Origin of the sequence: Streptomyces sp. AK010 (genome assembly GCF_014207295.1) — a bacterium.
GTDB classification, from domain to species: Bacteria; Actinomycetota; Actinomycetes; order Streptomycetales; family Streptomycetaceae; genus Streptomyces; species Streptomyces massasporeus.
On record NZ_JACHCX010000001.1, the window covers coordinates 500,145 to 521,133 of the forward strand.

17 protein-coding genes and 1 pseudogene are annotated in these 20,989 nt (G+C 71.3%); 6 read left to right on the plus strand and 12 right to left on the minus strand.

Translation table 11 applies throughout. The features are described 5' to 3' along the window. Window positions 1-19 precede the first annotated feature (19 nt). Together HDC93_RS02275 and HDC93_RS02280 are read right to left on the minus strand one after the other, a co-directional pair. Window positions 20-919: a class I SAM-dependent methyltransferase gene (locus tag HDC93_RS02275; protein WP_185006599.1), complete on the minus strand. Its 900-nt coding sequence runs from the start codon at window positions 917-919 to the stop codon at window positions 20-22. Window positions 920-1,049: 130 nt separating this feature from the next. Then, window positions 1,050-2,771 (minus strand): glycoside hydrolase family 6 protein, encoded by a 1,722-nt coding sequence (locus HDC93_RS02280; RefSeq protein ID WP_185006601.1) that lies wholly within the window; start codon window positions 2,769-2,771, stop codon window positions 1,050-1,052. A gap of 453 nt (window positions 2,772-3,224) precedes the next feature. Between HDC93_RS02280 and HDC93_RS02285 the strand changes: the two genes are divergently transcribed. Beyond that, complete coding sequence (locus HDC93_RS02285) at window positions 3,225-6,143, plus strand: glycoside hydrolase family 48 protein (RefSeq protein WP_185006603.1); 2,919 nt, start codon at window positions 3,225-3,227, stop codon at window positions 6,141-6,143. Between the two features lie 217 nt (window positions 6,144-6,360). Then, the gene (locus tag HDC93_RS02290; protein WP_185006605.1) at window positions 6,361-9,015 is read left to right on the plus strand and encodes a cellulose binding domain-containing protein; all 2,655 of its coding nucleotides are present in this window, start codon (window positions 6,361-6,363) and stop codon (window positions 9,013-9,015) included. 8 nt (window positions 9,016-9,023) lie between these two features. Here the strand turns inward: HDC93_RS02290 and HDC93_RS02295 are convergent. From HDC93_RS02295 to HDC93_RS02305, 3 genes and pseudogenes are all read right to left on the minus strand, one after another. Then, a pseudogene (locus tag HDC93_RS02295) lies at window positions 9,024-9,191 on the minus strand (WYL domain-containing protein); the annotation flags it as partial. Between the two features lie 24 nt (window positions 9,192-9,215). Beyond that, a complete protein-coding gene (locus HDC93_RS02300) occupies window positions 9,216-9,959 on the minus strand; it encodes a class I SAM-dependent methyltransferase (RefSeq protein ID WP_185006607.1) in 744 nt (247 codons plus the stop codon). Between the two features lie 4 nt (window positions 9,960-9,963). Beyond that, window positions 9,964-10,269, minus strand: a complete 306-nt coding sequence (locus HDC93_RS02305; RefSeq protein WP_185006609.1) for a 4a-hydroxytetrahydrobiopterin dehydratase — start codon at window positions 10,267-10,269, stop codon at window positions 9,964-9,966. 128 nt (window positions 10,270-10,397) lie between these two features. On the opposite strand from HDC93_RS02305, the gene HDC93_RS02310 reads away from it, so the two are divergent. After that, window positions 10,398-11,204: a helix-turn-helix domain-containing protein gene (locus HDC93_RS02310; RefSeq protein ID WP_185006611.1), complete on the plus strand. Its 807-nt coding sequence runs from the start codon at window positions 10,398-10,400 to the stop codon at window positions 11,202-11,204. Here HDC93_RS02310 and HDC93_RS02315 read toward each other — a convergent pair. Beyond that, window positions 11,186-11,611 carry a hypothetical protein gene (locus HDC93_RS02315; RefSeq protein WP_185006613.1) on the minus strand — a complete coding sequence of 142 codons (426 nt, stop codon included), beginning with the start codon at window positions 11,609-11,611 and terminating at the stop codon, window positions 11,186-11,188. The genes HDC93_RS02310 and HDC93_RS02315 overlap by 19 nt on opposite strands. Window positions 11,612-11,850: 239 nt before the next feature. Between HDC93_RS02315 and HDC93_RS02320 the strand changes: the two genes are divergently transcribed. Then, window positions 11,851-12,714 (plus strand): helix-turn-helix transcriptional regulator, encoded by an 864-nt coding sequence (locus HDC93_RS02320; protein ID WP_185006615.1) that lies wholly within the window; start codon window positions 11,851-11,853, stop codon window positions 12,712-12,714. Between the two features lie 133 nt (window positions 12,715-12,847). After that, complete coding sequence (locus tag HDC93_RS02325) at window positions 12,848-13,315, plus strand: nitrate reductase molybdenum cofactor assembly chaperone (protein ID WP_097221858.1); 468 nt, start codon at window positions 12,848-12,850, stop codon at window positions 13,313-13,315. 161 nt (window positions 13,316-13,476) lie between these two features. Here the strand turns inward: HDC93_RS02325 and HDC93_RS02330 are convergent, their stop codons facing one another. Next, a complete protein-coding gene (locus HDC93_RS02330) occupies window positions 13,477-13,863 on the minus strand; it encodes a helix-turn-helix domain-containing protein (protein ID WP_185006617.1) in 387 nt (128 codons plus the stop codon). A gap of 103 nt (window positions 13,864-13,966) precedes the next feature. On the opposite strand from HDC93_RS02330, the gene HDC93_RS02335 reads away from it, so the two are divergent. Continuing rightward, window positions 13,967-14,812: an NAD(P)H-binding protein gene (locus HDC93_RS02335; protein ID WP_185006619.1), complete on the plus strand. Its 846-nt coding sequence runs from the start codon at window positions 13,967-13,969 to the stop codon at window positions 14,810-14,812. Window positions 14,813-14,818: 6 nt separating this feature from the next. On the opposite strand, the gene dnaK is transcribed toward HDC93_RS02335, so the two are convergent. The 5 genes from dnaK to HDC93_RS02360 all read right to left on the minus strand — a co-directional run bounded on the left by dnaK (window position 14,819) and on the right by HDC93_RS02360 (window position 20,962). Next, window positions 14,819-16,702 carry a molecular chaperone DnaK gene (gene dnaK / locus HDC93_RS02340; protein ID WP_185006621.1) on the minus strand — a complete coding sequence of 628 codons (1,884 nt, stop codon included), beginning with the start codon at window positions 16,700-16,702 and terminating at the stop codon, window positions 14,819-14,821. Between the two features lie 67 nt (window positions 16,703-16,769). After that, window positions 16,770-17,510, minus strand: coding sequence for a glycerophosphodiester phosphodiesterase family protein (locus HDC93_RS02345; protein WP_185006623.1), 741 nt, complete (start codon window positions 17,508-17,510; stop codon window positions 16,770-16,772). Then, window positions 17,507-17,884, minus strand: a complete 378-nt coding sequence (locus HDC93_RS38060) for a hypothetical protein (protein ID WP_260419350.1) — start codon at window positions 17,882-17,884, stop codon at window positions 17,507-17,509. The genes HDC93_RS02345 and HDC93_RS38060 overlap by 4 nt, the downstream gene beginning before the upstream one ends. A 434-nt stretch (window positions 17,885-18,318) precedes the next feature. Further along, window positions 18,319-18,747 carry an OsmC family peroxiredoxin gene (locus HDC93_RS02355; RefSeq protein WP_030843761.1) on the minus strand — a complete coding sequence of 143 codons (429 nt, stop codon included), beginning with the start codon at window positions 18,745-18,747 and terminating at the stop codon, window positions 18,319-18,321. A gap of 139 nt (window positions 18,748-18,886) precedes the next feature. After that, complete coding sequence (locus tag HDC93_RS02360) at window positions 18,887-20,962, minus strand: phage holin family protein (protein WP_185006625.1); 2,076 nt, start codon at window positions 20,960-20,962, stop codon at window positions 18,887-18,889. Window positions 20,963-20,989: the final 27 nt, after the last annotated feature.

Sequence of the window (20,989 nt, forward strand, 5' to 3'; positions counted from 1 at the left end):
AAGTCAAGGGGCCTCGGAGCTAGGCGGGCCGGACCGCCGTGTGCACGGTGTGGGCCGCCAGCACGAACACGTCCTGGCGGCGGTGCAGGCCCGCCTCGTCGCCGGGGTCGAGGAGGCGGTCGAGGGTGGCGCGGTCGTCGTGGTCGAGGCCCTCCGCGAGGGTGTCGCGGAAGCGGGTGAGGGAGTCGACGACGTGGGCACGGGCGCGGTCCGAGGCCGGGGCGGGAAGGTCCAGGAGGAAGCTGTGCGTCCGGGTGTGCTTCAGGCCCGCGGCGGACAGCAGTGCGGGCCAGTTCTCCGGCTCGGCGACATGGCCCTGGAGGTCCTGCCGCATCCTCGTGAACCACTCCTCCTCCAGCGCGTCCATGCGCGCCTGAAGGCCGGGGCGGCCGATGCCGATGTCGCGGGGCAGGAACCGTGCGGGCAGCCCGCCCTCCATGAGGGCCAGGGTGCCCCCGGGCGCGAGCCGCGCCGCGAACGCGGCGAGCCCGGCCCTCTGGTCGCCGAGATGGTGCAGGGTGCGGCTCGCCCACAGCAGATCGGCTGGATAGTCCAACTCGTCTAGAACCTCCGGAAGTTCGCCACAGACCGTCCCGAAGCGGTCGGCCACCCCCTGTCGCTCCGCCCGTGCCCGGGCCCGCTCCAGCAGTGGCTCCGAACCGTCCACGGCCACGATCCGGGCGCCCGGGAACGTCTCGGCGAACAGACACGACACCACGCCGGGCCCACTGCCCACGTCGACGATCAGCCCTGGTTCGGTCACTTCCTTCGCCAGCCAGGCCAGGGCCCGCTCGTACATCGACGTGAACAGCTCCGCCTCGGACTCCAGCATCGGGGCCATCGCCGCCCAGTCGATGTCGGTGTGGTCGTGGTGGTGGCCGTGGCCCTGCCGGTGAACGTGCTCGTGGTCGTGCGCCATGGTGGTCAGCCTCTCGCTCGGATGCGGTCAGCGTGCGCCGACGCACCGATCGGAGGCCAGTGCTGTTGCCGGTCCCGCAAAATCCGCCGGGGCGGGAGCCCCGGCGGATCAGCGGATCAGTACACGCCGGTCAGGACAGCGGCGGGTACGCGTTCTGCATCAGCTGCCGGAACTGCGCGGAGAACCAGTGCCCGGACACCGGCGCGTCCGCCAGGGCGCCGGACATGTTGTTGTTGTTCCGCGGGTTGCCCGTGTAGGTCGGGTCGCACATGCGGTCGAAGCCCTTGCCCTCGTCGTTCGGGATGGCCTTGCTCGACCCGTCGGACTCACCCGGCGGCTTCATCCACACGTAGGCGTCGATCCCGGCGGCCGGGGCGGCCTTCGGGCGCTCGCCGAGACCCGCTCCGGACTGGTTGCACCAATTGCCGGCGTTGAGGCGACGGTCGTATCGCCCGCCGTCGACGTAGGTGTCGACGCTGGTCGTAGCGCCCGGTCCGGTGGGCCGTGCGGCGCCGCCCCAGCCGTTGCGGGAGGTGTCGATCAGCATGCCGATGTTCGAGTCGAAGCCCGCCGAGACCAGTTGGTTGCGGAAGGCCTGGGCGTAGGACAGCTCGTCGAGGTAGCGGTTCCAGTCGACCCACTTCGACTCGCGGACGGACTTGCCGCCCACGGTGTCGTTGATGGTGAAGTTGTTCTCCTTCAGGGCGCTGTAGTTCGCCGTGTTGGTGATGAAGCCGTGGACGTCGTTCACCGTGGCGCCCTCGGCGGTCGCCGCCTCCTTCATGATGGTGGCGGTGGGGCCGAAGTTGTCGTCCCAGCCGATCCAGCCATGGTGCCCGGCGTCGACGTAGTTGTAGACGTTGGGCACGTCGCCGAGCTTGTTGAGCGCGTAGCCGACGCCCTTGACGTAGTTGCCGTTGGCCTTCATCACGTCGCACTGCGGGACGGCCGTCGGGCGGCTGCCGGTGTTGGTGACGAGGTTCGGCAGCGAGTCGATCTCGACCGTGGTGACGATCCGCAGCGAGGCGTACTTCGAGTCGGCGAGGATCGCCTTGATCGGGTCGATGTACTCCGTCTTGTAGCGGCCGATCTCGTCGGCCTTCAGCTCGCCGTTGGAGGCGAGGGCGGAGCAGTCCCGGCCGGGCAGGTTGTAGATGACGAACTGGACGACGAGTTCGCCGGAGCCCTTCTGGCGCAGCGCCTCGTCGAGGTGGGCGCGCAGGCCCATCTTGCCGCCGGCGCCGTTGATCGCGGCGATGCGGTCCAGCCAGACACCGGTCGGCTGGCCGGCGACCCGGCTGCCGCCCGGCTCGGCCGCGGCGTTCGCGGACCACTCCGGGTTCACGTACACCTTCGCGCCCTCGTAGGGGTTGTTCACGCGAGTGGACGGCCCCCCCGGGTCCGGCGGATCCGTGGGGCCGCCGGGGCCACCGTCGTCGACGTTGCAGGTCACGCCGTCGAGGGTGAAGGTGGCCGGGATCGCGTTGCTGCCGCTGTAGCTGCCCTGGAAGCCGAAGCTCACCGAACCGCCGGTCGCCAGCTGGGCGTTGTAGGTCTCGTTGGCGGCGGTGACGGCGGCACCGCTCTGGCTCAGCTTGGCGTTCCAGCCGCTGGTGACCTTCTGGTTGCCGGCGTACGACCACTTCAGCGACCACGAGGACCTGGCGGCGCTGTTGTTGGTGACGGTCACGGCGGCGGTGAAGCCGGTGCTCCACTGGTTCTGGACCTTGTAGTCGACGGTGCAGGGGACTGCGGCGATGCCGGCACTGCCCGGGTCGACGGCGAACGCTGTGCCGGTCGCGCCGGCGACCAGGGCCATGGCGGCCAGTAACGCGGTTCTCGTACGGCTCATGAGTGGGGGTCCCTCTTCCGTTGGGTTCCTTGCGATTTCCGCGGTTCCGTGGGGGGTTGAGAGGTGCGGTGAGGCTTTCGCGGGCATGGCGGAGCCGATGCGGGCGCCATACGCGGCCGACGCGGGGCGTGCAACTGTCGCCGCACACGGGCGTCTCGCGCCGGCGGCGGCTCAAAGTACTGAACGCGGGGGGTGTCGCATGAGCGACTCCTTGCAGGTCGGGCGTGCCGTGACGGACGCGTCGACTGATGGAACCGCTCCCACTGGTGTCAAGGAAGGTAGCGCCAAGCGACAGTAAAGAACAGGGGAGTTGCTGACTTTTGCTCAACGTGGGGCGTCGAATCTTTTCGACTCTTCAAAGACCTTGACCGGTACCTGACGTGTCCGCACTATGGGAGCGCTCCCACTGGTTCAAGCCTTGACTTCTCCGAGCCGCAAGGAGGAACCAGCACCATGCATCCCCCACCCCGGAGACGCGGAGCGGTACGGCGGTTGTGGACCGCCGCCCTCGCAGCTCTCGCGCTTCCGTTGACGATGCTCTCCTCGGGGTCGACTCCCGCACAGGCAGCGGCACTCCAGTGCAGTGTCGACTACAAGACGAACGACTGGGGCTCCGGTTTCACGGTGGACCTGACCCTCACCAACCGCGGCACGGACGTCATCGACGGCTGGACGCTGACCTACGCCTACGCCGGCAACCAGAAGCTGGGCAACGGCTGGAACGGCAGCTGGACGCAGTCCGGCGGCAACATCACCGTGAAGAACGCCTCCCACAACGCGCGGGTCGCCGCGGGCGCCGCCGTCTCCACCGGCGCCCAGTTCTCCTACAGCGGCAGCAACACCGCGCCGACGTCCTTCTCGGTCAACGGCACGCCCTGCACCGGCGCGCACCAGCCGCCGATCGCCGTGCTGACCAGCCCGAGCGCCGGCGCCGTCTACACCCAGGGCCAGGCGGTGCCGCTGGCGGCGACCGCAGCCGCCGCGGACAACGCCACGATCAGCAAGGTGGAGTTCTACGACGACACCAAGCTGCTGGGCACGGACACCAGTGCGCCGTACGCGCTGTCCGTCTCCGACCTGGCCGTGGGCAGTCACTCCCTGGTGGCGAAGGCGTACGACAGCATGGGCGCCTCGGCCGACTCCACCCCGGTCGGCATCACCGTGGCCTCCGGCCCGACTGTCGTCGCCTCGCCGCTCCAGCTGGGCGTCCAGTCCGGCAAGTCGGGCACCTACGAGGTGAAGCTGTCCAAGCAGCCCGCCGCCAACGTGACGGTGGCTTCGGCCCGGGCGAGCGGCAACTCGGGGCTCTCGGTCTCCTCCGGCGCCTCGCTGACCTTCACGCCGCAGAACTGGAACACCGCGCAGAAGGTGACCGTCACCGCCGCGAACTCGGGCAGCGGATCGGCCGTGTTCGAGTCGACGGCAGCGGGCCACGCCAAGGCCTCGGTCACCGTGACCCAGCTGGCGGCGGCGAAGGTGTACGACGCCCGCTTCCTGGAGCTCTACGGGAAGATCACCAACCCGGCGAACGGCTACTTCTCCCCCGAAGGCATCCCGTATCACTCGGTGGAGACGCTGATCGTCGAGGCGCCGGACCACGGCCACGAGACCACGTCGGAGGCGTACAGCTATCTCCTGTGGCTCCAGGCCATGTACGGCAAGGTGACGGGTGACTGGTCGAAGTTCAACGGCGCGTGGGACCTCATGGAGAAGTACATGATCCCCACCAAGGCCGACCAGCCGACCAACTCCTTCTACAACGCCTCCAAGCCGGCCACCTACGCCCCCGAGCTGGACACGCCGAACGAGTACCCGGCCAAGCTCGACACCGGTGTCTCGGTCGGATCCGACCCGATCGCGGGCGAGCTGAAGAGCGCGTACGGCACGGACGACGTCTACGGCATGCACTGGCTGCAGGACGTGGACAACGTCTACGGCTACGGCAACTCCCCCGGCAAGTGCGAGGCGGGCCCCTCGGACACCGGCCCGTCCTACATCAACACCTTCCAGCGCGGCGCGCAGGAGTCGGTGTGGGAGACGGTGCCGCAGCCGACCTGCGACGCCTTCAAGTACGGCGGCAGGAACGGTTATCTGGACCTGTTCACCGGTGACGCCTCCTACGCCAAGCAGTGGAAGTTCACCAACGCGCCGGACGCCGACGCGCGGGCCGTGCAGGCCGCCTACTGGGCGGACCTGTGGGCGAAGGAGCAGGGCAAGGGCTCCGCCGTCTCCGCGACGGTGGGCAAGGCCGCCAAGATGGGTGACTACCTGCGCTACTCCATGTTCGACAAGTACTTCAAGAAGGTCGGCAACTGCGTCGGGCCGTCGGCCTGCCCGGCGGGCACCGGCAAGGACGCCTCGTTCTACCTGATGTCCTGGTACTACGCCTGGGGCGGCGCCACCGACACCAGCGCCGGCTGGGCCTGGCGCATCGGTTCCAGCCACGCCCACGGCGGCTACCAGAACCCCCTCGCGGCCTACGCGCTCGGCAACTACGCCCCGCTGAAGCCCAAGTCGGCGACGGGCGCGGCGGACTGGGCCAAGTCCATGGACCGGCAGCTGGAGTTCTACCGCTGGCTGCAGTCGAGCGAGGGCGCCATCGCCGGCGGCGCCACCAACAGCTGGGCGGGCCGGTACGCGACCCCGCCTTCGGGCAAGTCGACGTTCTACGGCATGTACTACGACGAGAAGCCCGTGTACCACGACCCGCCGTCCAACCAGTGGTTCGGCTTCCAGGCGTGGTCCATGGAGCGCGTCGCCGAGCTGTACCAGCAGACGGGCAACGCCAAGGCCAAGACGGTCCTCGACAAGTGGGTCGACTGGGCGCTGTCCAAGACCACGTTCAACCCGGACGGCACGTTCCGGATCCCGTCGACATTGCAGTGGTCGGGCCAGCCCGACACCTGGAACGCCTCCAGCCCCGGCGCCAACAGCGGGCTGCGCGTCACCGTCGCCGACTACACCAACGATGTCGGTGTGGCCGCCGCGTACGCCAAGACCCTGACGTACTACGCGGACCGCTCCGGTGACACGGAGGCCGCGGCGGCGGCGAAGAAGCTGCTGGACGGCATGTGGGACAACCACCAGGACGCCCTCGGGATCGCGGTCCCGGAGAACCGGGCCGACTACAACCGGTTCGACGACCCGGTGTACATCCCGAGCGGCTGGACGGGCACGATGCCGAACGGTGACGCGATCAACTCGTCGTCGACGTTCGACTCGATCCGGTCCTTCTACGAGGACGATCCCGCCTGGTCGAAGATCGAGAGCTATCTCTCGGGCGGCGCGGTGCCGTCGTTCACGTACCACCGGTTCTGGGCCCAGGCGGACATCGCCCTGGCCATGGGCTCGTACGCGGAGCTCCTCGAATAGCCCCCGCCGGGCGCTCCGCGGGTGGGGCCGTGGTCGACTGCGGGTCCGTCGTGGCTGGTCGCGCAGTTCCCCGCGCCCCCTGAACAAGCAGGTGCGTCCGAAGCTCCGCGTTCGTGGTCTCGCCACCTGACGGCGAGGCCGACCCGGCCGGGCGGCTCCCCTCCGCACGGGAGCCGCCCGGCCCTCGCACGTCCCCCCTCACGGAAGGACCCCCACCGTGCGAAGAACCCGTATTCTCACGGCCGTGCTGGCGCTGGCGGCCGGTCTGCTGTCGGGTGCCCCCACCGCCCTGGCCGCCGATCCCCCGGCGCCGAAGCTCGCCGCCGATACGTACACCTGGAAGAACGCCCGGATCGACGGGGGCGGGTTCGTACCGGGCATCGTCTTCAACCGTTCCGAGAAGAACCTGGCCTACGCGCGCACCGACATCGGCGGTGCCTACCGCTGGCAGGAGTCCTCCAAGGCCTGGACGCCACTGCTGGACTCGGTCGGGTGGGAGGACTGGGGGCACACGGGCGTGGTCAGCATCGCGTCCGACTCCGTCGACCCGAACCGGGTGTACGCGGCGGTCGGGACGTACACGAACAGCTGGGATCCGAAGAACGGCGCGGTCATGCGCTCCGCCGACCGGGGCGCGAGCTGGCAGAAGGCGAACCTGCCGTTCAAGCTCGGCGGCAACATGCCGGGGCGGGGCATGGGCGAGCGGCTGGCCGTCGACCCGAACCGCAACAGCGTGCTGTATCTCGGGGCACCCAGCGGCAAGGGGCTGTGGCGGTCGACGGACTCGGGGGTCAGCTGGTCGCAGGTGGCGAACTTCCCCAACGTCGGCAACTACGCCCAGGACCCGAGCGACACGAGCGGCTACGCGTCCGACAACCAGGGCATCGTCTGGGTGACCTTCGACGAGTCCACGGGCACGGCCGGGAGCGCCACGAAGACGGTCTACGTCGGAGTCGCCGACAAGGACAACGCGGTGTACCGGTCGACGGACGCGGGCGCCACCTGGCAGCGGCTGGCCGGGCAGCCCACCGGCCACCTCGCCCACAAGGGCGTCCTGGACGCGAAGAACGGCTATCTGTACCTCGCCTACAGCGACAGGGGCGGGCCGTACGACGGCGGCAAGGGCCGGCTGTGGCGGTACACGACGGGCACGGGGACCTGGAGGGACATCAGCCCGGTGGCGGAGGCGGACACCTTCTACGGCTTCAGCGGGCTCACCGTGGACCGGCGCAAGCCGGGCACGGTCATGGCGAGCGCGTACAGCGCCTGGTGGCCGGACACGCAGATCTTCCGCTCCACGGACAGCGGCGCGACCTGGAGCAAGGCGTGGGATTACACGTCGTACCCGAACCGCGAGAACCGCTACACGATGGATGTCTCGTCCTCGCCATGGCTGACCTGGGGCGCGAACCCGCAGCCGCCCGAGCAGACGCCGAAGCTGGGCTGGATGACCGAGGCCCTGGAGATCGACCCGTTCAATTCCGACCGCATGATGTACGGGACGGGTGCGACGGTCTACGGCACCGAGAACCTCACGAACTGGGACGGCGGAGGCAAGTTCGCCATCAGACCGATGGTGCAGGGCCTGGAGGAGACCGCGGTCAACGACCTCGTCTCTCCCCCGTCGGGCGCCCCGCTGCTGAGCGCGCTCGGTGACATCGGCGGCTTCCGGCACACGGACCTGACGAAGGTGCCGTCGATGATGTTCACCCAGCCGAACTTCACGACGACCACCAGCCTGGACTTCGCCGAGTCGAACCCGGACACGGTGGTGCGGACGGGCAACCTGGACTCGGGGCCGCACATCGCGTTCTCCACGGACAACGGCGCCAACTGGTTCGCCGGGACCGACCCTTCGGGGGTGAGCGGCGGCGGCACGGTCGCGTCGGCGGCCGACGGCACCCGGTTCGTGTGGAGTCCCGAGGGGGCCGGTGTCCACCACACGACGGGCTTCGGCACGTCGTGGCAGGCCTCCGCCGGGATCCCCGCCGGGGCGATCGTCGAGTCGGACCGCGTCGACACGAAGACCTTCTACGGCTTCAAGTCCGGGAAGTTCTACGTCAGTACGGACGGCGGGGCGACGTTCAAGGCGTCACCCGCGAGTGGCCTGCCCGGCGGCGACAGCGTCCGCTTCAAGGCGCTGCCCGGCGGGAAGGGCGATGTGTGGCTGGCGGGCGGCGCGGCGGACGGCGCGTACGGGCTGTGGCACTCCACGGACGGCGGGGCGAGCTTCACCAAGCTCTCGAACGTCGAGCAGGCCGATACCATCGGCTTCGGCAAGGCCGCCCCCGGCGCCTCCTACCAGACCCTCTACACCAGCGCGAAGATCGGCGGCGTACGCGGCGTCCACCGCTCCACGGACAAGGGCGCGAGCTGGACCCGCATCAACGACGACGCCCACCAGTGGGGCTGGACGGGCGCCGCGATCACCGGCGACCCGCGGGTCTACGGCCGTGTCTACGTCTCGACGAACGGTCGCGGCGTCCTCTACGGCGACAGCTCCGGCGGCGGCACCACGGACCCGGGGCCGGGCCCCGACCCCACACCGACCGGCGCCTGCAAGGTCACCTACACGATCACCAGTCAGTGGTCGGGCGGCTTCCAGGCGGACGTCCAGCTCACCAACACCGGCACCGGTCCCTGGAGCGGCTGGTCCCTCGCCTGGCCCTTCACCGACGGCCAGAAGCTGAGCCAGGCGTGGAACACCGAGGCGGCCCAGTCGGGTTCGACGGTGACGGCGAAGAACGTCGCCTGGAACGCGAACGTGGCGGCGGGGTCGTCGGTGAGCTTCGGGTTCACCGCGAGCCGCTCGGACACGAACGCGAAACCGGTCGCGTTCAAGCTGGGTGAGCAGACCTGCGCGGTTGCCTGAGCGGGCGGTCACGCGCCCGTGCGCGGGCTGCCGTACCGTTCCGCCAGTTCCGCCGCCGTCCGGGCGAGGCGGTCGCGCAGTTCCCGGGGTTCGAGCACCTCGATGCCCGTGCCGAGGCGCAGGAACTCGGCGTGGGCGTGGTCGAGGGACTCGATGGGGACGGTGGTCCGGGTCCAGCCGTCCTCACTGGATCATGTACTTCACCCGGCCCTCCGGAACGACCGCAGGCTGAACACCGGGTCGGGGCGCGGCCGTTCCTGGTCGGGGAGGTGGGCGAGCCGGGTGGCGAAGCCATCGGCGAGGGGGTCACCGGGCGGCAGGGTGACGAACCAGCCGCGGCGCAGGTCGGCGATGGTGCGACGGGGGCTGCGGCCCTGGCCGTGACCGGTGAAGCGGGCCTGGCCGGCCGGCAGCAGGCCGTGGGCGGCGGCCGCGGACTCGACGTCCGCCGCCGCGTCCCGGACCGGGCTGGGCGGCCGGGAGGACAGGACGACATCGATGTCACTGCCGACGTTGTGGGAGGCGGCCTTGTCGACCGTGGTGACGTAGATCCCACCGGGGCGCAGGACCCGGGCGCACTCGCCGACGATGGTCCCCACCTCGGCGGGCCCGGCGGCCAGGTGCAGCAGCCACACGCTGCACACGGCGTCGAACTGCCCGTCCCGGAACGGCAGCCGGCGGCAGTCGGCCCGCACGACGGCGCCCGGGAGCCGGGTGGATGCCTGCCGGGCCATCGCGGGGGCAAGGTCGACGCCGGTCACCCGCAGGTCCTCGCGGGCCGCAGCGAGCCGGCGGGTCACGATGCCGGTGCCGCAGGCGACGTCGAGCAGACGGCCCGTGCCGGGCGGCACGAGGCGCAGCACGGCTTCCGCGGCGGCGGCCGCCCGGGGCTCGCCGCCGCGCGAGGCGTCGTACCGCTCCGCTTCCTTGTCGTAGTCGAGCACCCGGTCAGTGTGCCCCGTGCCCGGGGGCGAGGTCCTCCACCCTGCGGGCGAGCTCGAAGTCCTTCTCGGTGACGGCGCCACCCGCGCTGTGCGTGTGCACGGCCAGGGAGACGGTGTCGTAGCCGAGCGTGAGGTCGCAGTGGTGGTTCAGCTCCTCCTGGACCTGGGCGATGTGCACGACCATCGCCGTCGCCGCGAAGTGCGAGCCCAGCCGGTAGGAGCGGATGAGGTGGTCCTTGTCGAGCGACCAGCCCGGCAGCTCGGCCAGCCGGTCCTCGACCTCCTTGTGCGACAGCGGTTCGACGGGCATGGGCTGCGCTCCTCTCCGTGGCCGCGGTGTCCTCGGTGTCTTCTCAGCCTGCCACAGAGGAGCGGCCGAAGCCCTGGTCAGAGGGGTGCGTCTGTCCGGGACGACCGGTTCTCGACTACGGTCCCGGCATGACCACTCACCCGTCCACCGCCGGGCAGGGCGTGGGCCCGCTGCTGCGGGCCTGGCGGGAGCAGCGGCGGGTCAGCCAGCTGGAGCTGGCCCTGCGCGCGGACTCCTCGGCCCGCCACATCAGCTTCGTCGAGACCGGCCGCTCCCGGCCCAGCGAGGAGATGGTGCTGCGGCTGGCCGAGCATCTGGACGTCCCCGTGCGGGAGCGCAACGCGCTGCTGCTGGCGGCCGGTTACGCCCCTCGCTATCCGGAGACCCCGCTGGACGACCCGGCGCTGGGCGCGCTGCGCGAGGGCATCGAGCGGCTGATCGGCGGCTACGAGCCGTATCCGGCGCTGGTGGTGGACGCGCTGTACAACGTGGCGGCCGCCAACCGGGGGATCATGACGCTGGTCGACGGTGTCGCCGAGTCGCTGCTGGAGCCGCCGCTGAACGCGATGCGGCTGGCCCTGCACCCGCAGGGCCTCGCGCCCCGGATCCGCAATCTGCGCGCCTGGCGGGGGCATCTGCTGGAGCAGATGGAGCGGCAGATCGCGCTGCACCGCTCGGAGCCGCTGCGGGCGCTGTACGAGGAGGTGGCGGCGTATCCGGTGCCCGACGCGGATCCGGCGCAGGAGCCGTCGGAGCCGGTGCCGTACTTCGCGCTGCCGCTGCGGATCGAGCACGAGGGGCGGACGCTGTCGTTCATCTCCTCGATCTCCACGTTCAACACCCCGATGGACGTGACGGTCGCCGAGCTGGCCATCGAGACGCTGCTCCCGGCCGACCCGGCAACGGTCAAGTACCTTCAGGCGATCATGCCCTGACGGGCCTTCAGGGACATGTGCTGGAGGCCGGCGAATCCGGCCACGACCAGCGCCTGGAGCACCGTCCAGACGGCGCCCGGCGTGCTCGGCGTGAGCCACACCGCCAGGGCCACGAGGCTCACCGCCGCCCAGGCGATGTTGGCCTCGACGACGGCCCGCACGCCGAGCACCGGCGGCTGCCTGCGGGCGGCCAGCAGGCCCACGCCCGCCGCGTAGAGGGCGAGGAACGCGCCGAGGGCGAGCAGCAGCGTGGCGTCGGTTCCGAGGAATCGCCCCAGCGGGCCGGAGAACGCCAGGTAGGCGAGCGCGTTGCCGCCGGTCACGACGGCGTCCAGGGCGAGGAAGCGGCGCAGCATCGACTGCGGCTCGGTGGTCCGGGCGAGTGCGGCGAGCTGGATCGCGGACATGGGGAATCACCCTCCGTCGGGTCGGGGTGCGGGGCTGGGGCCGGTTCCCGGGGCGGAGTGCGCCGCCCGGGAACCGGTGGGTTCACGATCCCGTTCCGGCGGCGTCCGGTCGATTACCCGAGGGGTAATGCCCGGCCCGCTCCTCCGTTTCCGGGGATCTTCTTGGGTTGAGCCCTGTGATGCCGCCGACCGGACGTGACAGACTGATCACAGGCGTGGGCGCGTTGGGGAGGCGTGGCGTGAGTGAACGGCGGGCCGCACCCACCGTGGGCCAGGTGGTCCTGGGCAAGCGGTTGCAGGAGTTGCGCGAGGCCGCGGGCCTCAGCCGTGACGAGGCCGCCAAGGTGCTGCGGGTCGCCCCCGCGACCGTCCGGCGGATGGAGACGGCCGACGTCGCGTTGAAGATCCCGTACGTGCAGATCCTGCTGACGGCGTACGGGGTGGCCGAGGACGAGGTGACCGCGTTCGTCGACCTCACCGAGGAGGCGAACCGGCCGGGCTGGTGGCAGCGGTTCCACGACGTGCTGCCGGAGTGGTTCAGCCTGTACGTGAGCCTGGAGGGCGCCGCCCGGATCATCCGGTCGTACGAGCCGCACTTCGTGCCGGGGCTGCTGCAGACCGAGGGGTACGCGCGGGCCGTGATGCAGTCCGGCACCATCGCGAACGCCGGGCCGGAGGCCGTGGACCGGCATGTGTCACTGCGCATGGAGCGGCAGCGGCTCCTGGACCGCCCGGACCCGCCGCACCTGTGGGTCATCATGGACGAGACGGTGCTGCGCCGCCCGGTGAGCGTGGACGGCCGGGTGATGCGCGACCAGCTGGACAAGCTGCTGGAGTACGCCGCGCGCGACCGGGTCACCCTCCAGATCGCCGAGTTCGCCGACGGCCCGCATCCGGGGACCTACGCCCCCTTCTCGCTGTTCCGCTTCGCCGAGCCGGAACTGCCCGACATGGTCTTCACCGAGTATCTGACCGGCGCGCTGTACCTGGACTCCCGCAAGGAGGTCTCGGCGCATCTGGAGGTGCTGGACCACATGACGGCCGGGGCGGGCTCCGCGCAGCGCACGGAGGAGCTGCTGCGGGAGTACCGCGAGCGCTACTGAGCCGCTCCCCCGCGCCCTGACGTCATGGCACGGGTTCTGACCCGTACGGGCGCCGTCGGCAGGTGTGCTCCCCGGGCCACCCCTAGCGTCGGGATGACGTGGCAGGCAAGGGAGCGCACGCGAAGGAGGTCCGATGCCCGGATTCGAGGTGCTGTACCAGGCGGCGGCGCTGTGCCTGATGTACCCCGACGACGACTTCCGCGCCCGGCTGCCGCTGCTGCGCGAAGCGGCCCCGCAGCTGCGGGAGTTCGCCGACCACGCGGCCGTCACCCCGCCGATGGAACTGGCCGCGCACTACGTCGAGGTGTTCGAGGCCGGGCACGACCACAGCCTGTACCTGAGCGTCTGGCGCGAGGCCGCCCCGGCGCCCTCCGAGGAGCTGTACCGCGCGCACGGCCTGGAGACCACCGGCGAGGAGCCACCGGACTTCCTGCCCGCGGTCCTGGAGTTCGCGTCCCGCACCGGCAACACCGGACTGCTGGCGGAGCACCGGGACGGCCTGGACCAGCTCCGCTCGAAGCTCACCGACTTCGGCACGCCGTACGCGACGGTCCTGGACGCGGTGTGCGCGACGCTGCCGCCGGTCGCCACGGGACGCTAGTGCCGCGGCAGGCAACGTTTGCCCGTCAAGGAGCGGCGTCCGGTGCGTGCTCTCGGCGTGCCGGGTGCATGCCCTCGTACTGGATGTACTTGGGTTTGTGCCCGGTGCGGCGAGAGTGCGTGCCGGGCGTCGCGACGGGGCGAACGTTGCCTGCCGCAGCACTAGCTCTCGCTGTCGTAGGTCTGGCGGGCCTGCTCGACCTCGCCCAGGTGAGTGGCCGACCAGTCGGCGAGGTGGGCGAAGAGCGGGGCGAGGCTGCGGCCGAGCTCGCTGATCTCGTACTCGACCCGCGGCGGGACCTCCGGGTGGTAGGTGCGCACGACCAGGCCGTCGCGCTCCAGTTGCCTGAGGCGCTGGGTCAGCACCTTCGGCGTGATGGTGCCGATGCGTCGCTCCAGCTCGACGAAGCGCTGCCGGCCGTGGGTGTGGAGCGTCCACAGGATCGGCGTGGTCCACCGGCTGAACACGATGTCCACGACCGCGCTGATCGGGCAGGCGAGTTCCGGGACGGTGGCGGCGGACGCCGCCCGGGTCGTCTCCACACCCATGCGCACCCCTTCGGGATAGTCACTTTCCTCTAGGTACCTACTATACCGACGGTGTTAGCGTCCACGGCATCGTCAACAAGGCCGCAAACCAGAGGAGTTGCTCATGATCGTGGTGACCGGTGCTACCGGGAACGTGGGCCGAGCGCTCGTCCATGCCCTCGCCGGGGCCGGGGAGAAGGTGACGGCGACATCGAGGAGAGTCTCGGACTCGGACCTGCCGGACGGGGGCCAGGCCCGCCCGGCGGACCTGACCGACGCCGGCAGCCTCCGACCCGTGCTGGACGGCGCCGACGCGCTGTTCCTGCAGAACGGCGGGGCCGACGCCCATCTGCTGGACCCCGGTCGGATCCTCGACGCGGCCCGGGACGGCGGGGTCCGGCGTGTCGTGCTGCTCTCCTCCCAGGCAGTCGCGACCCGGCCGGAGTCGGCCTCCCACGGAGGTGTCGGACGGGCCATCGAGGAGGCCGTGCGGGGGTCGGGCCTGGACTGGGTGATCCTGCGCCCCGGGGGTTTCGACTCCAACGCCTACGCCTGGGCCGAGTCCGTCCGCGCCCTGCGGACCGTCGCCGCGCCGTTCGGTGACGTCGGGCTGCCCACCGTCGACCCGGACGACATCGCCGAGGTCGCCGCGGCGACGCTGCGGGAGAACGGGCACACCGGACAATTCTACGAGCTGACCGGACCCGCCCTGAGCACGCCCCGGCAGCGCGCCGGGGCGCTGGCGGATGCGCTCGGCGAACCGGTCCGCTTCGTGGAGCAGACCCGGGACGAGGCCCGGGCGCAGCTGCTGCGGTTCATGCCCGAACCTTTGGCGGAGACGACGCTGGCCATCCTGGGTGAGCCCACTCCCGCCGAGCGGCGCATCAGCCCCGACATCGAGCGGGTCCTCGGCCGCGCGCCGCGCACCTTCGCCGACTGGGCCCACCGCCACGTCGCCGCGTTCCGCTAGGGCCGGTCAGCCCTGGCCCGGCCCGCTCTTCCCGTCCCGCCCGGCGCCCTGATCCTTCTCCTCGTCCACGATCTCCGCGTCGACCACGCCCTCCTCGTCCTGCGGGGTGCCGTGGGATTCCTCGGCGGGGGTCTGCTGGGACGCCTGGGCGTACATCGCCTGGCCCATCTTCTGGCTGACGGAGGCGAGTTTTTCGACGCCGGTGCGCAGGGCGGCGGTGTCCGCCTGCTGTTCGAGATGCTCCTTCACCTCGGCGACGGCCGACTCGACCTCCAACTTCGTGTCGGCCGGGACCCGGTCGCCGTTCTCGCGGAGGAAGCTCTCGGTCTGGTAGACGAGCTGCTCGGCCTGGTTGCGGGTCTCGGCGGCCTCGCGCCGCTTGCGGTCCTCGTCGGCGTACTGCTCGGCATCGCGCATCATGCGGTCGATGTCGTCCTTGGGCAGGGCCGAGCCGCCGGTGACGGTCATCTTCTGCTCCCGGCCGGTCGCCAGGTCCTTGGCGGAGACATGCATGATGCCGTTGGCGTCGATGTCGAACGCCACCTCGATCTGCGGCACACCGCGCGGCGCCGGCGGCAGCCCGGTCAGGTCGAAGACGCCCAGCTTCTTGTTGTACGCGGCGATCTCGCGTTCGCCCTGGTAGACCTGGATGCCGACGGAGGGCTGGTTGTCGGCCGCCGTGGTGAAGATCTCCGAACGCCGGGTCGGGATGGTGGTGTTGCGCTCGATGAGCTTGGTCATGATGCCGCCCTTGGTCTCGATGCCCAGGGACAGCGGGGTGACGTCGAGCAGCAGCACGTCCTTCACGTCGCCGCGGATGACGCCCGCCTGGAGCGCCGCGCCCACGGCCACGACCTCGTCGGGGTTGACGCCCTTGTGCGGCTCCTTGCCGGTCAGTTCCTTGACCAGGTCCGTCACCGCGGGCATCCGTGTGGAGCCGCCGACGAGGATCACGTGGTCGATCGCCGAGAGCTGCACGCCGGCGTCCTTCACCGCCTGGTGGAAGGGCGCCTTGCAGCGGTCCAGCAGATCGGCGGTGAGCTCCTGGAACTGGGCCCGGGTCAGCTTCTCGTCGAGATGCAGGGGCCCTTCTGCGGAGGCCGTGATGTAGGGCAGGTTGATCGTCGTCTCGGTCGAGCTGGACAGCTCGATCTTGGCCCGCTCGGCCCCTTCGCGCAGCCGCTGCACCGCCATCTTGTCGGTGCTGAGATCGACGCCGTTCTGGCCCTTGAAGCGCTTGATCAGGTACTCGACGATCCGCTGGTCCCAGTCGTCGCCGCCGAGGTGCGTGTCGCCGTTGGTGGCCTTCACCTCGATGACGCCCTCACCCATCTCCAGCAGCGACACGTCGAAGGTGCCGCCGCCGAGGTCGAAGACGAGGACCGTCTGGTCGTTCTCCTTGTCCAGGCCGTAGGCGAGGGCCGCGGCCGTCGGCTCGTTGATGATCCGCAGGACCTTCAGGCCCGCGATCTCACCGGCCTCCTTCGTCGCCTGCCGCTGGGAGTCGTCGAAGTAGGCGGGCACGGTGATCACCGCGTCGGTGACGTCCTCGCCCAGGTAGGACTCCGCGTCCCGCTTCAGCTTCTGCAGCACCCGCGCGGACAGCTCCTGCGCCCGGTACCGGGTGCCGTCCACGTCGCCCTCGTCGGGGAAGCGCCAGTGCGCGTCGCCCATGTACCGCTTGACCGAGCGGGCGGTGCGCTCCACGTTGGTCACGGCCTGCCGTTTGGCCACCTCTCCGACCAGCACCTCGCCGTTCTTGGCGAACGCCACGACCGAGGGTGTGGTTCTGGCACCCTCCGCGTTGGCGATGACGGTGGGCTCGCCGCCTTCCAGCACGGCGACCACCGAGTTCGTGGTTCCGAGGTCGATCCCGACCGCTCGTCCCATCGCTGTCCCCTTCCGCCAGGGCGACGACTCGTCCCACTCTCCAGCACAAAACTTGAGTGCGCTGTTGTCAATGCCGCGAGAGGGTGATCGGGCCGCGCAGGGCCACCGCGCGCCGGGGCCGGTCGGTGACGAGCACGTCGACGCGCGGGTGGGCGAGGAAGGCCCGCATGAGGGCGTCGTCGTTGACGGTCCAGACCATGGTGAACAGGCCGTGCCTGGTCGCCTCACGCAGCACGTTCGTCCTGGCCAGCCGCTGGTGCACGGCGACGCCGTGCGCCCCGCAGGCCCGGATGCGGCGGGCCGGGAACAACTCGCTCAGCCGGGTCCCGGGCAGCCGGGCCAGGGCCAGCTCCCTGCGGTCGCGCCCGAGGGACAGGGCGGTGCGCACGCCGGGGAAGACCCGGGTGACGGCGGCGACGGAACGGTCCTCCAGCGTGGTCACGACCAGCCCGTCCGCGCCGAGCAGGGCGACCGCCCGGTCGACCATCTCCCGCTCGTAGCCGCTCTCCTTGAGGTCCAGGTGGGCCACGAGTTTCCCGGCGATCAGCGCCATGACCTCGTCCACCACGGGCACGGCGTACCCGGCCCGCTCGCACAGCTCGGCATGCGTGAGCACGGACAGCGGCGGCCCGGCGGGGCCGACCCGGGGGTCGTGGTAGACGACGAGGACCCCGTCCCTGGTACGGCGGATGTCGAACTCGACGTACTCGGCGCCCGACTTGATCGCGTCCTCGTACGCCTCCCAGGTGGCGGGACCGGCGTGCTCGGAACCGCCCCGGTGGGCGGAGACGGCGGGGTGTGGCGTCATGGTCGTGGGTTCCCGGAGGGCGAGCGGGGAGGCGGGACGGGGGCGAAGGTGCCGTCGGGCGCGGGCAGCAGCGATCCGGAGCGGGTGCGGACCCGTCCGAGGAGGACCCGGCCGATCACCACGAGGACGACGAAGGGCAGCCAGGCCAGCGAGGCCGTGCCGTAGGCGCTCAGGTCGAGGATGGAGCGGTGCTCGTCGACGTTCGTGCCGTTCACGCCACAGAATGCCAGCAGCAGCGTCGGCGCCAGGGCGATCAGCGTGGCCGCGGCGACCAGGCCGGAGACGGTGCGCTCACGGCGGTCGTCGCGCTCGGCGAGTTCGGCGTCCAGGGCGGCGGAGCGGGCGCTGATCACCGAGGTCAGGCGCTCGACCATGCGGGCCGAGTTCTCCAGGCTGTCGCGGATGACCAGGGCGTCGCCCAGCGAGGACTGGAAGGCCTCGGTCGCCGTGCGGCAGCCGCAGCCGCCGGGGCGCGACCTGCTCGTCGAGGACCGGGACGGGCAGTACGTCCTGGCTGGTCATCAGGTGGGAGGTGAAGCGACCGTAGGGGTAGCGGTCGACCAGGGCGCCGAGGGCGGTGTCCCGGGGGCGCAGCCGTCCGGAGAGGCTGAACAGCAGCAGGAGGCGGGTCCGGTCACGGGTGGCGGAGTCGAGCACCGTCGCGTTCGGGGACGTTCCCGGCAGCATCGCGTTCCTTCCGGCCCGGCGGTTCGAGGCGTCTGGTTCATACCCCGGCCGGGGGTGGTGAACCGACGACGACGCGCGGGCCGCCCTGGTGGGCGGGCCCGCGCGACGGGCGTGCGGCAGATCAGGCGAGCTTGGCGGTCAGCGTGATGGGCGTGGCCTTGAGGGCCTGGCTGACCGGGCAGCCGGTCTTGGCCTCGTCGGCGGCGGCCTGGAAGGCAGCCTCGTCGATGCCGGGGACGGTGCCCTCGACGGTGAGGTGGATGCCGGTGATGCCCTCACCGGGCTGGAAGGAGACGTCGGCCGAGGTGATGAGCTTGGTGGGCGGCGTCCCGGCCTTGTTGAGGATGTTGGAGAAGGCCATGGAGAAGCAGCTGGAGTGGGCGGCCGCGATCAGCTCCTCGGGGCTGGTCTTGCCGTTCGCCTCCTGGGCGCGCGAGGCCCACGTGACCGGCTGCTCGCCGATGGCGCCGGAGGAGTCGAAGGTGACGACACCGTTGCCCTCGAGCAGGTTGCCTTCCCAGACCGTGTGTGCGGAGCGCGTGGTAGCCACGAGTTCTTCCTTTCGCGTGCGGACTCGCGTGCGGGCCCGTCTCCGGGCCCCGGTGTCCCCCATCCGATCACACTACGGCTCAACTCACGCGGAGGACCTGCCCTCTGGCAGCCTGCGGCAAGGCTGGCGCAGCCGGATGTCAGGCGGCCTGCTCCTCCTCGGTGGCCTCCAGCGGCACCTGCGGTCCGTTCGCCTCGCGCAGCCAGCGCCGCAAAACCCGGTGCACGTGTTCGGCGCCGACGAGCTCCTCGCCCTCGGCGACCGGTGCGGAGACGCCCAGCGGGGACAGCAGGAAGGGTCTGCCCTGGGCGCCGCCGAGGCCGCCGTGGGAGCCGATCTGCTCCTCGAAGGCGAGGACTTCGCCGTCGGCCGGGTCGTGGATGGAGTTGACCATGATGTCGGCGGTGTGCGGGAACGCGTGCGTACGCCGTATCGCGTCGGCGGCGCCCGGGCCGAACGGGGCGAGCGGGCCCGGGTCGTCGTCGAGGTCGGCCAGCGGGATCTCGGCGCCGTACGCGCCGAGGACGACTCCGCCGTGCCGTTCGCTGCGGACCAGCAGGAAGCCGATGCCGGGGTGGTTGGCGAGGGTCGGCAGCAGCGCGGGGTGACGGGCGTCGATCTCCTCCTTGCTCATCCGGTGCGTGACGTCCGGGAAGGAGACCAGGCCGAGGTTGCCGGACGCCAGCACGATCGGCTCCGAGCCGGGCTCGGGGCGGTGCTGGCCGCCGCCCTCCGCGACCGGGAAGCGCAGCGCGGCGCGCACGGCGGCGCGGGCCTCCGCCCCGCTGCGGGTGTGCTCCGCCTTGCGCGACACGGGCATGCCGCAGCCGGCCCGCACCAGGTCGCCGAGCGTGAGGCCGTAGCGGGAGCGGAAGGTCTCGCCGGGGCTCTGGCCGTGATCGGACAGCACGACGATCCGGTACGGGCGCGGGGCGTGCTCGGCGACGTTCTCGATCAGGGCCAGCGAGCGGTCGAGGCGTTCGAGGACCTTCTGCGCGTCGCGGCTCGCCGGGCCGGAGTGGTGGGCGACCTCGTCGTAGGCCACCAGGTCGGCGAAGACGGCAGTGCGGCCGACGAGCATGTCGCCCGTCACCGCGGCGACGACGACGTCCCGTTCGACGACCGTCGCGAAGGCCCGGACGAGGGGGTACAGGCCGCCTCGGGAGACGCGCGGGCGTTGCTTGCGCAGGCGCCCCCGGGTGGACTGGCCGATCTCCCGGCCGACCTCGGCGAAGAAGGACAGTGCGGTGCGCACCGCGTTGGCCGGGTCGGAGAAGTAGGCGAAGTAGCCCGCGCGGGAGCGGTTCTCGCGGCTGCGGCGGCGGGCCGCTATGGACAGGACGAGGGCCTGCTGTTCGGCGCCGCCGCTGAACAGGTTGCCGCGGCTGGCGCCGTCGACGGTGAGCAGCCCGCCGTGCCCCGCGTACTCGACGGCGCGGCGCTGGAGTTCGGCCGCGCTGGTCGGGCGGTTGCAGACGACCACCTCGCCGGTGTCCTTCTCGTACCAGCGGAAGGCGGGGACGTCGTGGTTGCTGCCGTGCAGGATGCCGAGCTGGCTGGCGCCGGTCTGGCTGGACCAGTCGGTGCGCCAGGGGGTGAGCCGGTGAGTGGGGCGGCCGCCGTCACCGATGTCGAGCCAGCGCGCGACGGTGGGCATCAGGCCCGTGCCGACCGCGTCGAGCAGGGTGTCGTGGCCGACGCCGTCGAGCTGCACGAAGACCATGCCCGGGCCGGCGGGGGCCGGCGGCCCGGAGCGGCGGCGGCGGTCGGAGAGGCGGTACAGCCTGCGGCGGTAGGCGTCGTCGTCCCGCACGGCCAGGGCGGCACCGGTCGCGGACGCCACGGCGGACATCACGGCGGCGACCACGACGGCGGTCTCGGGCGCGGCGGCGCCGCGCTCGGCGGGGTTGAGGTGCAGGGCGAGCAGCAGCAGGGCGCCGTTGAGGAAGAACACCAGCAGCCCCAGCACGAGCGCCGGTACGAGCAGCAGCAGCCGGACGAGCAGCGGCCACACCACGGCCGACAGCAGACCGAAGGCGCCGGCACCGAAGGCCGCCGTGACGGCTATGTCCGTGGCGCTGTCGCCGTTCTCCGAGCGGAGCCGGAAGTCCGGGAGGATCCCGGCGAGCACGAGCATGGTGACGGTGGAGACCGCCCACACGGCGACGCTGCGCCCCACCTGACTCGCGACCCGCCGCCACCGCACGCCCCGCACGCCCAGCCACCTCACGTCCCTGGCCCG

Coding starts and splice junctions, on each gene's coding strand:
- HDC93_RS02275 (WP_185006599.1), bottom strand. CDS start 919: ATGGCGCACGACCACGAGCACGTTCACCGGCAGGGCCACGGCCACCAC.
- HDC93_RS02280 (WP_185006601.1), bottom strand. CDS start 2,771: ATGAGCCGTACGAGAACCGCGTTACTGGCCGCCATGGCCCTGGTCGCC.
- HDC93_RS02285 (WP_185006603.1), top strand. CDS start 3,225: ATGCATCCCCCACCCCGGAGACGCGGAGCGGTACGGCGGTTGTGGACC.
- HDC93_RS02305 (WP_185006609.1), bottom strand. CDS start 10,269: ATGCCCGTCGAACCGCTGTCGCACAAGGAGGTCGAGGACCGGCTGGCC.
- HDC93_RS02310 (WP_185006611.1), top strand. CDS start 10,398: ATGACCACTCACCCGTCCACCGCCGGGCAGGGCGTGGGCCCGCTGCTG.
- HDC93_RS02315 (WP_185006613.1), bottom strand. CDS start 11,611: ATGTCCGCGATCCAGCTCGCCGCACTCGCCCGGACCACCGAGCCGCAG.
- HDC93_RS02325 (WP_097221858.1), top strand. CDS start 12,848: ATGCCCGGATTCGAGGTGCTGTACCAGGCGGCGGCGCTGTGCCTGATG.
- HDC93_RS02330 (WP_185006617.1), bottom strand. CDS start 13,863: ATGGGTGTGGAGACGACCCGGGCGGCGTCCGCCGCCACCGTCCCGGAA.
- HDC93_RS02335 (WP_185006619.1), top strand. CDS start 13,967: ATGATCGTGGTGACCGGTGCTACCGGGAACGTGGGCCGAGCGCTCGTC.
- dnaK (WP_185006621.1), bottom strand. CDS start 16,702: ATGGGACGAGCGGTCGGGATCGACCTCGGAACCACGAACTCGGTGGTC.
- HDC93_RS02345 (WP_185006623.1), bottom strand. CDS start 17,510: ATGACGCCACACCCCGCCGTCTCCGCCCACCGGGGCGGTTCCGAGCAC.
- HDC93_RS38060 (WP_260419350.1), bottom strand. CDS start 17,884: ATGGTCGAGCGCCTGACCTCGGTGATCAGCGCCCGCTCCGCCGCCCTG.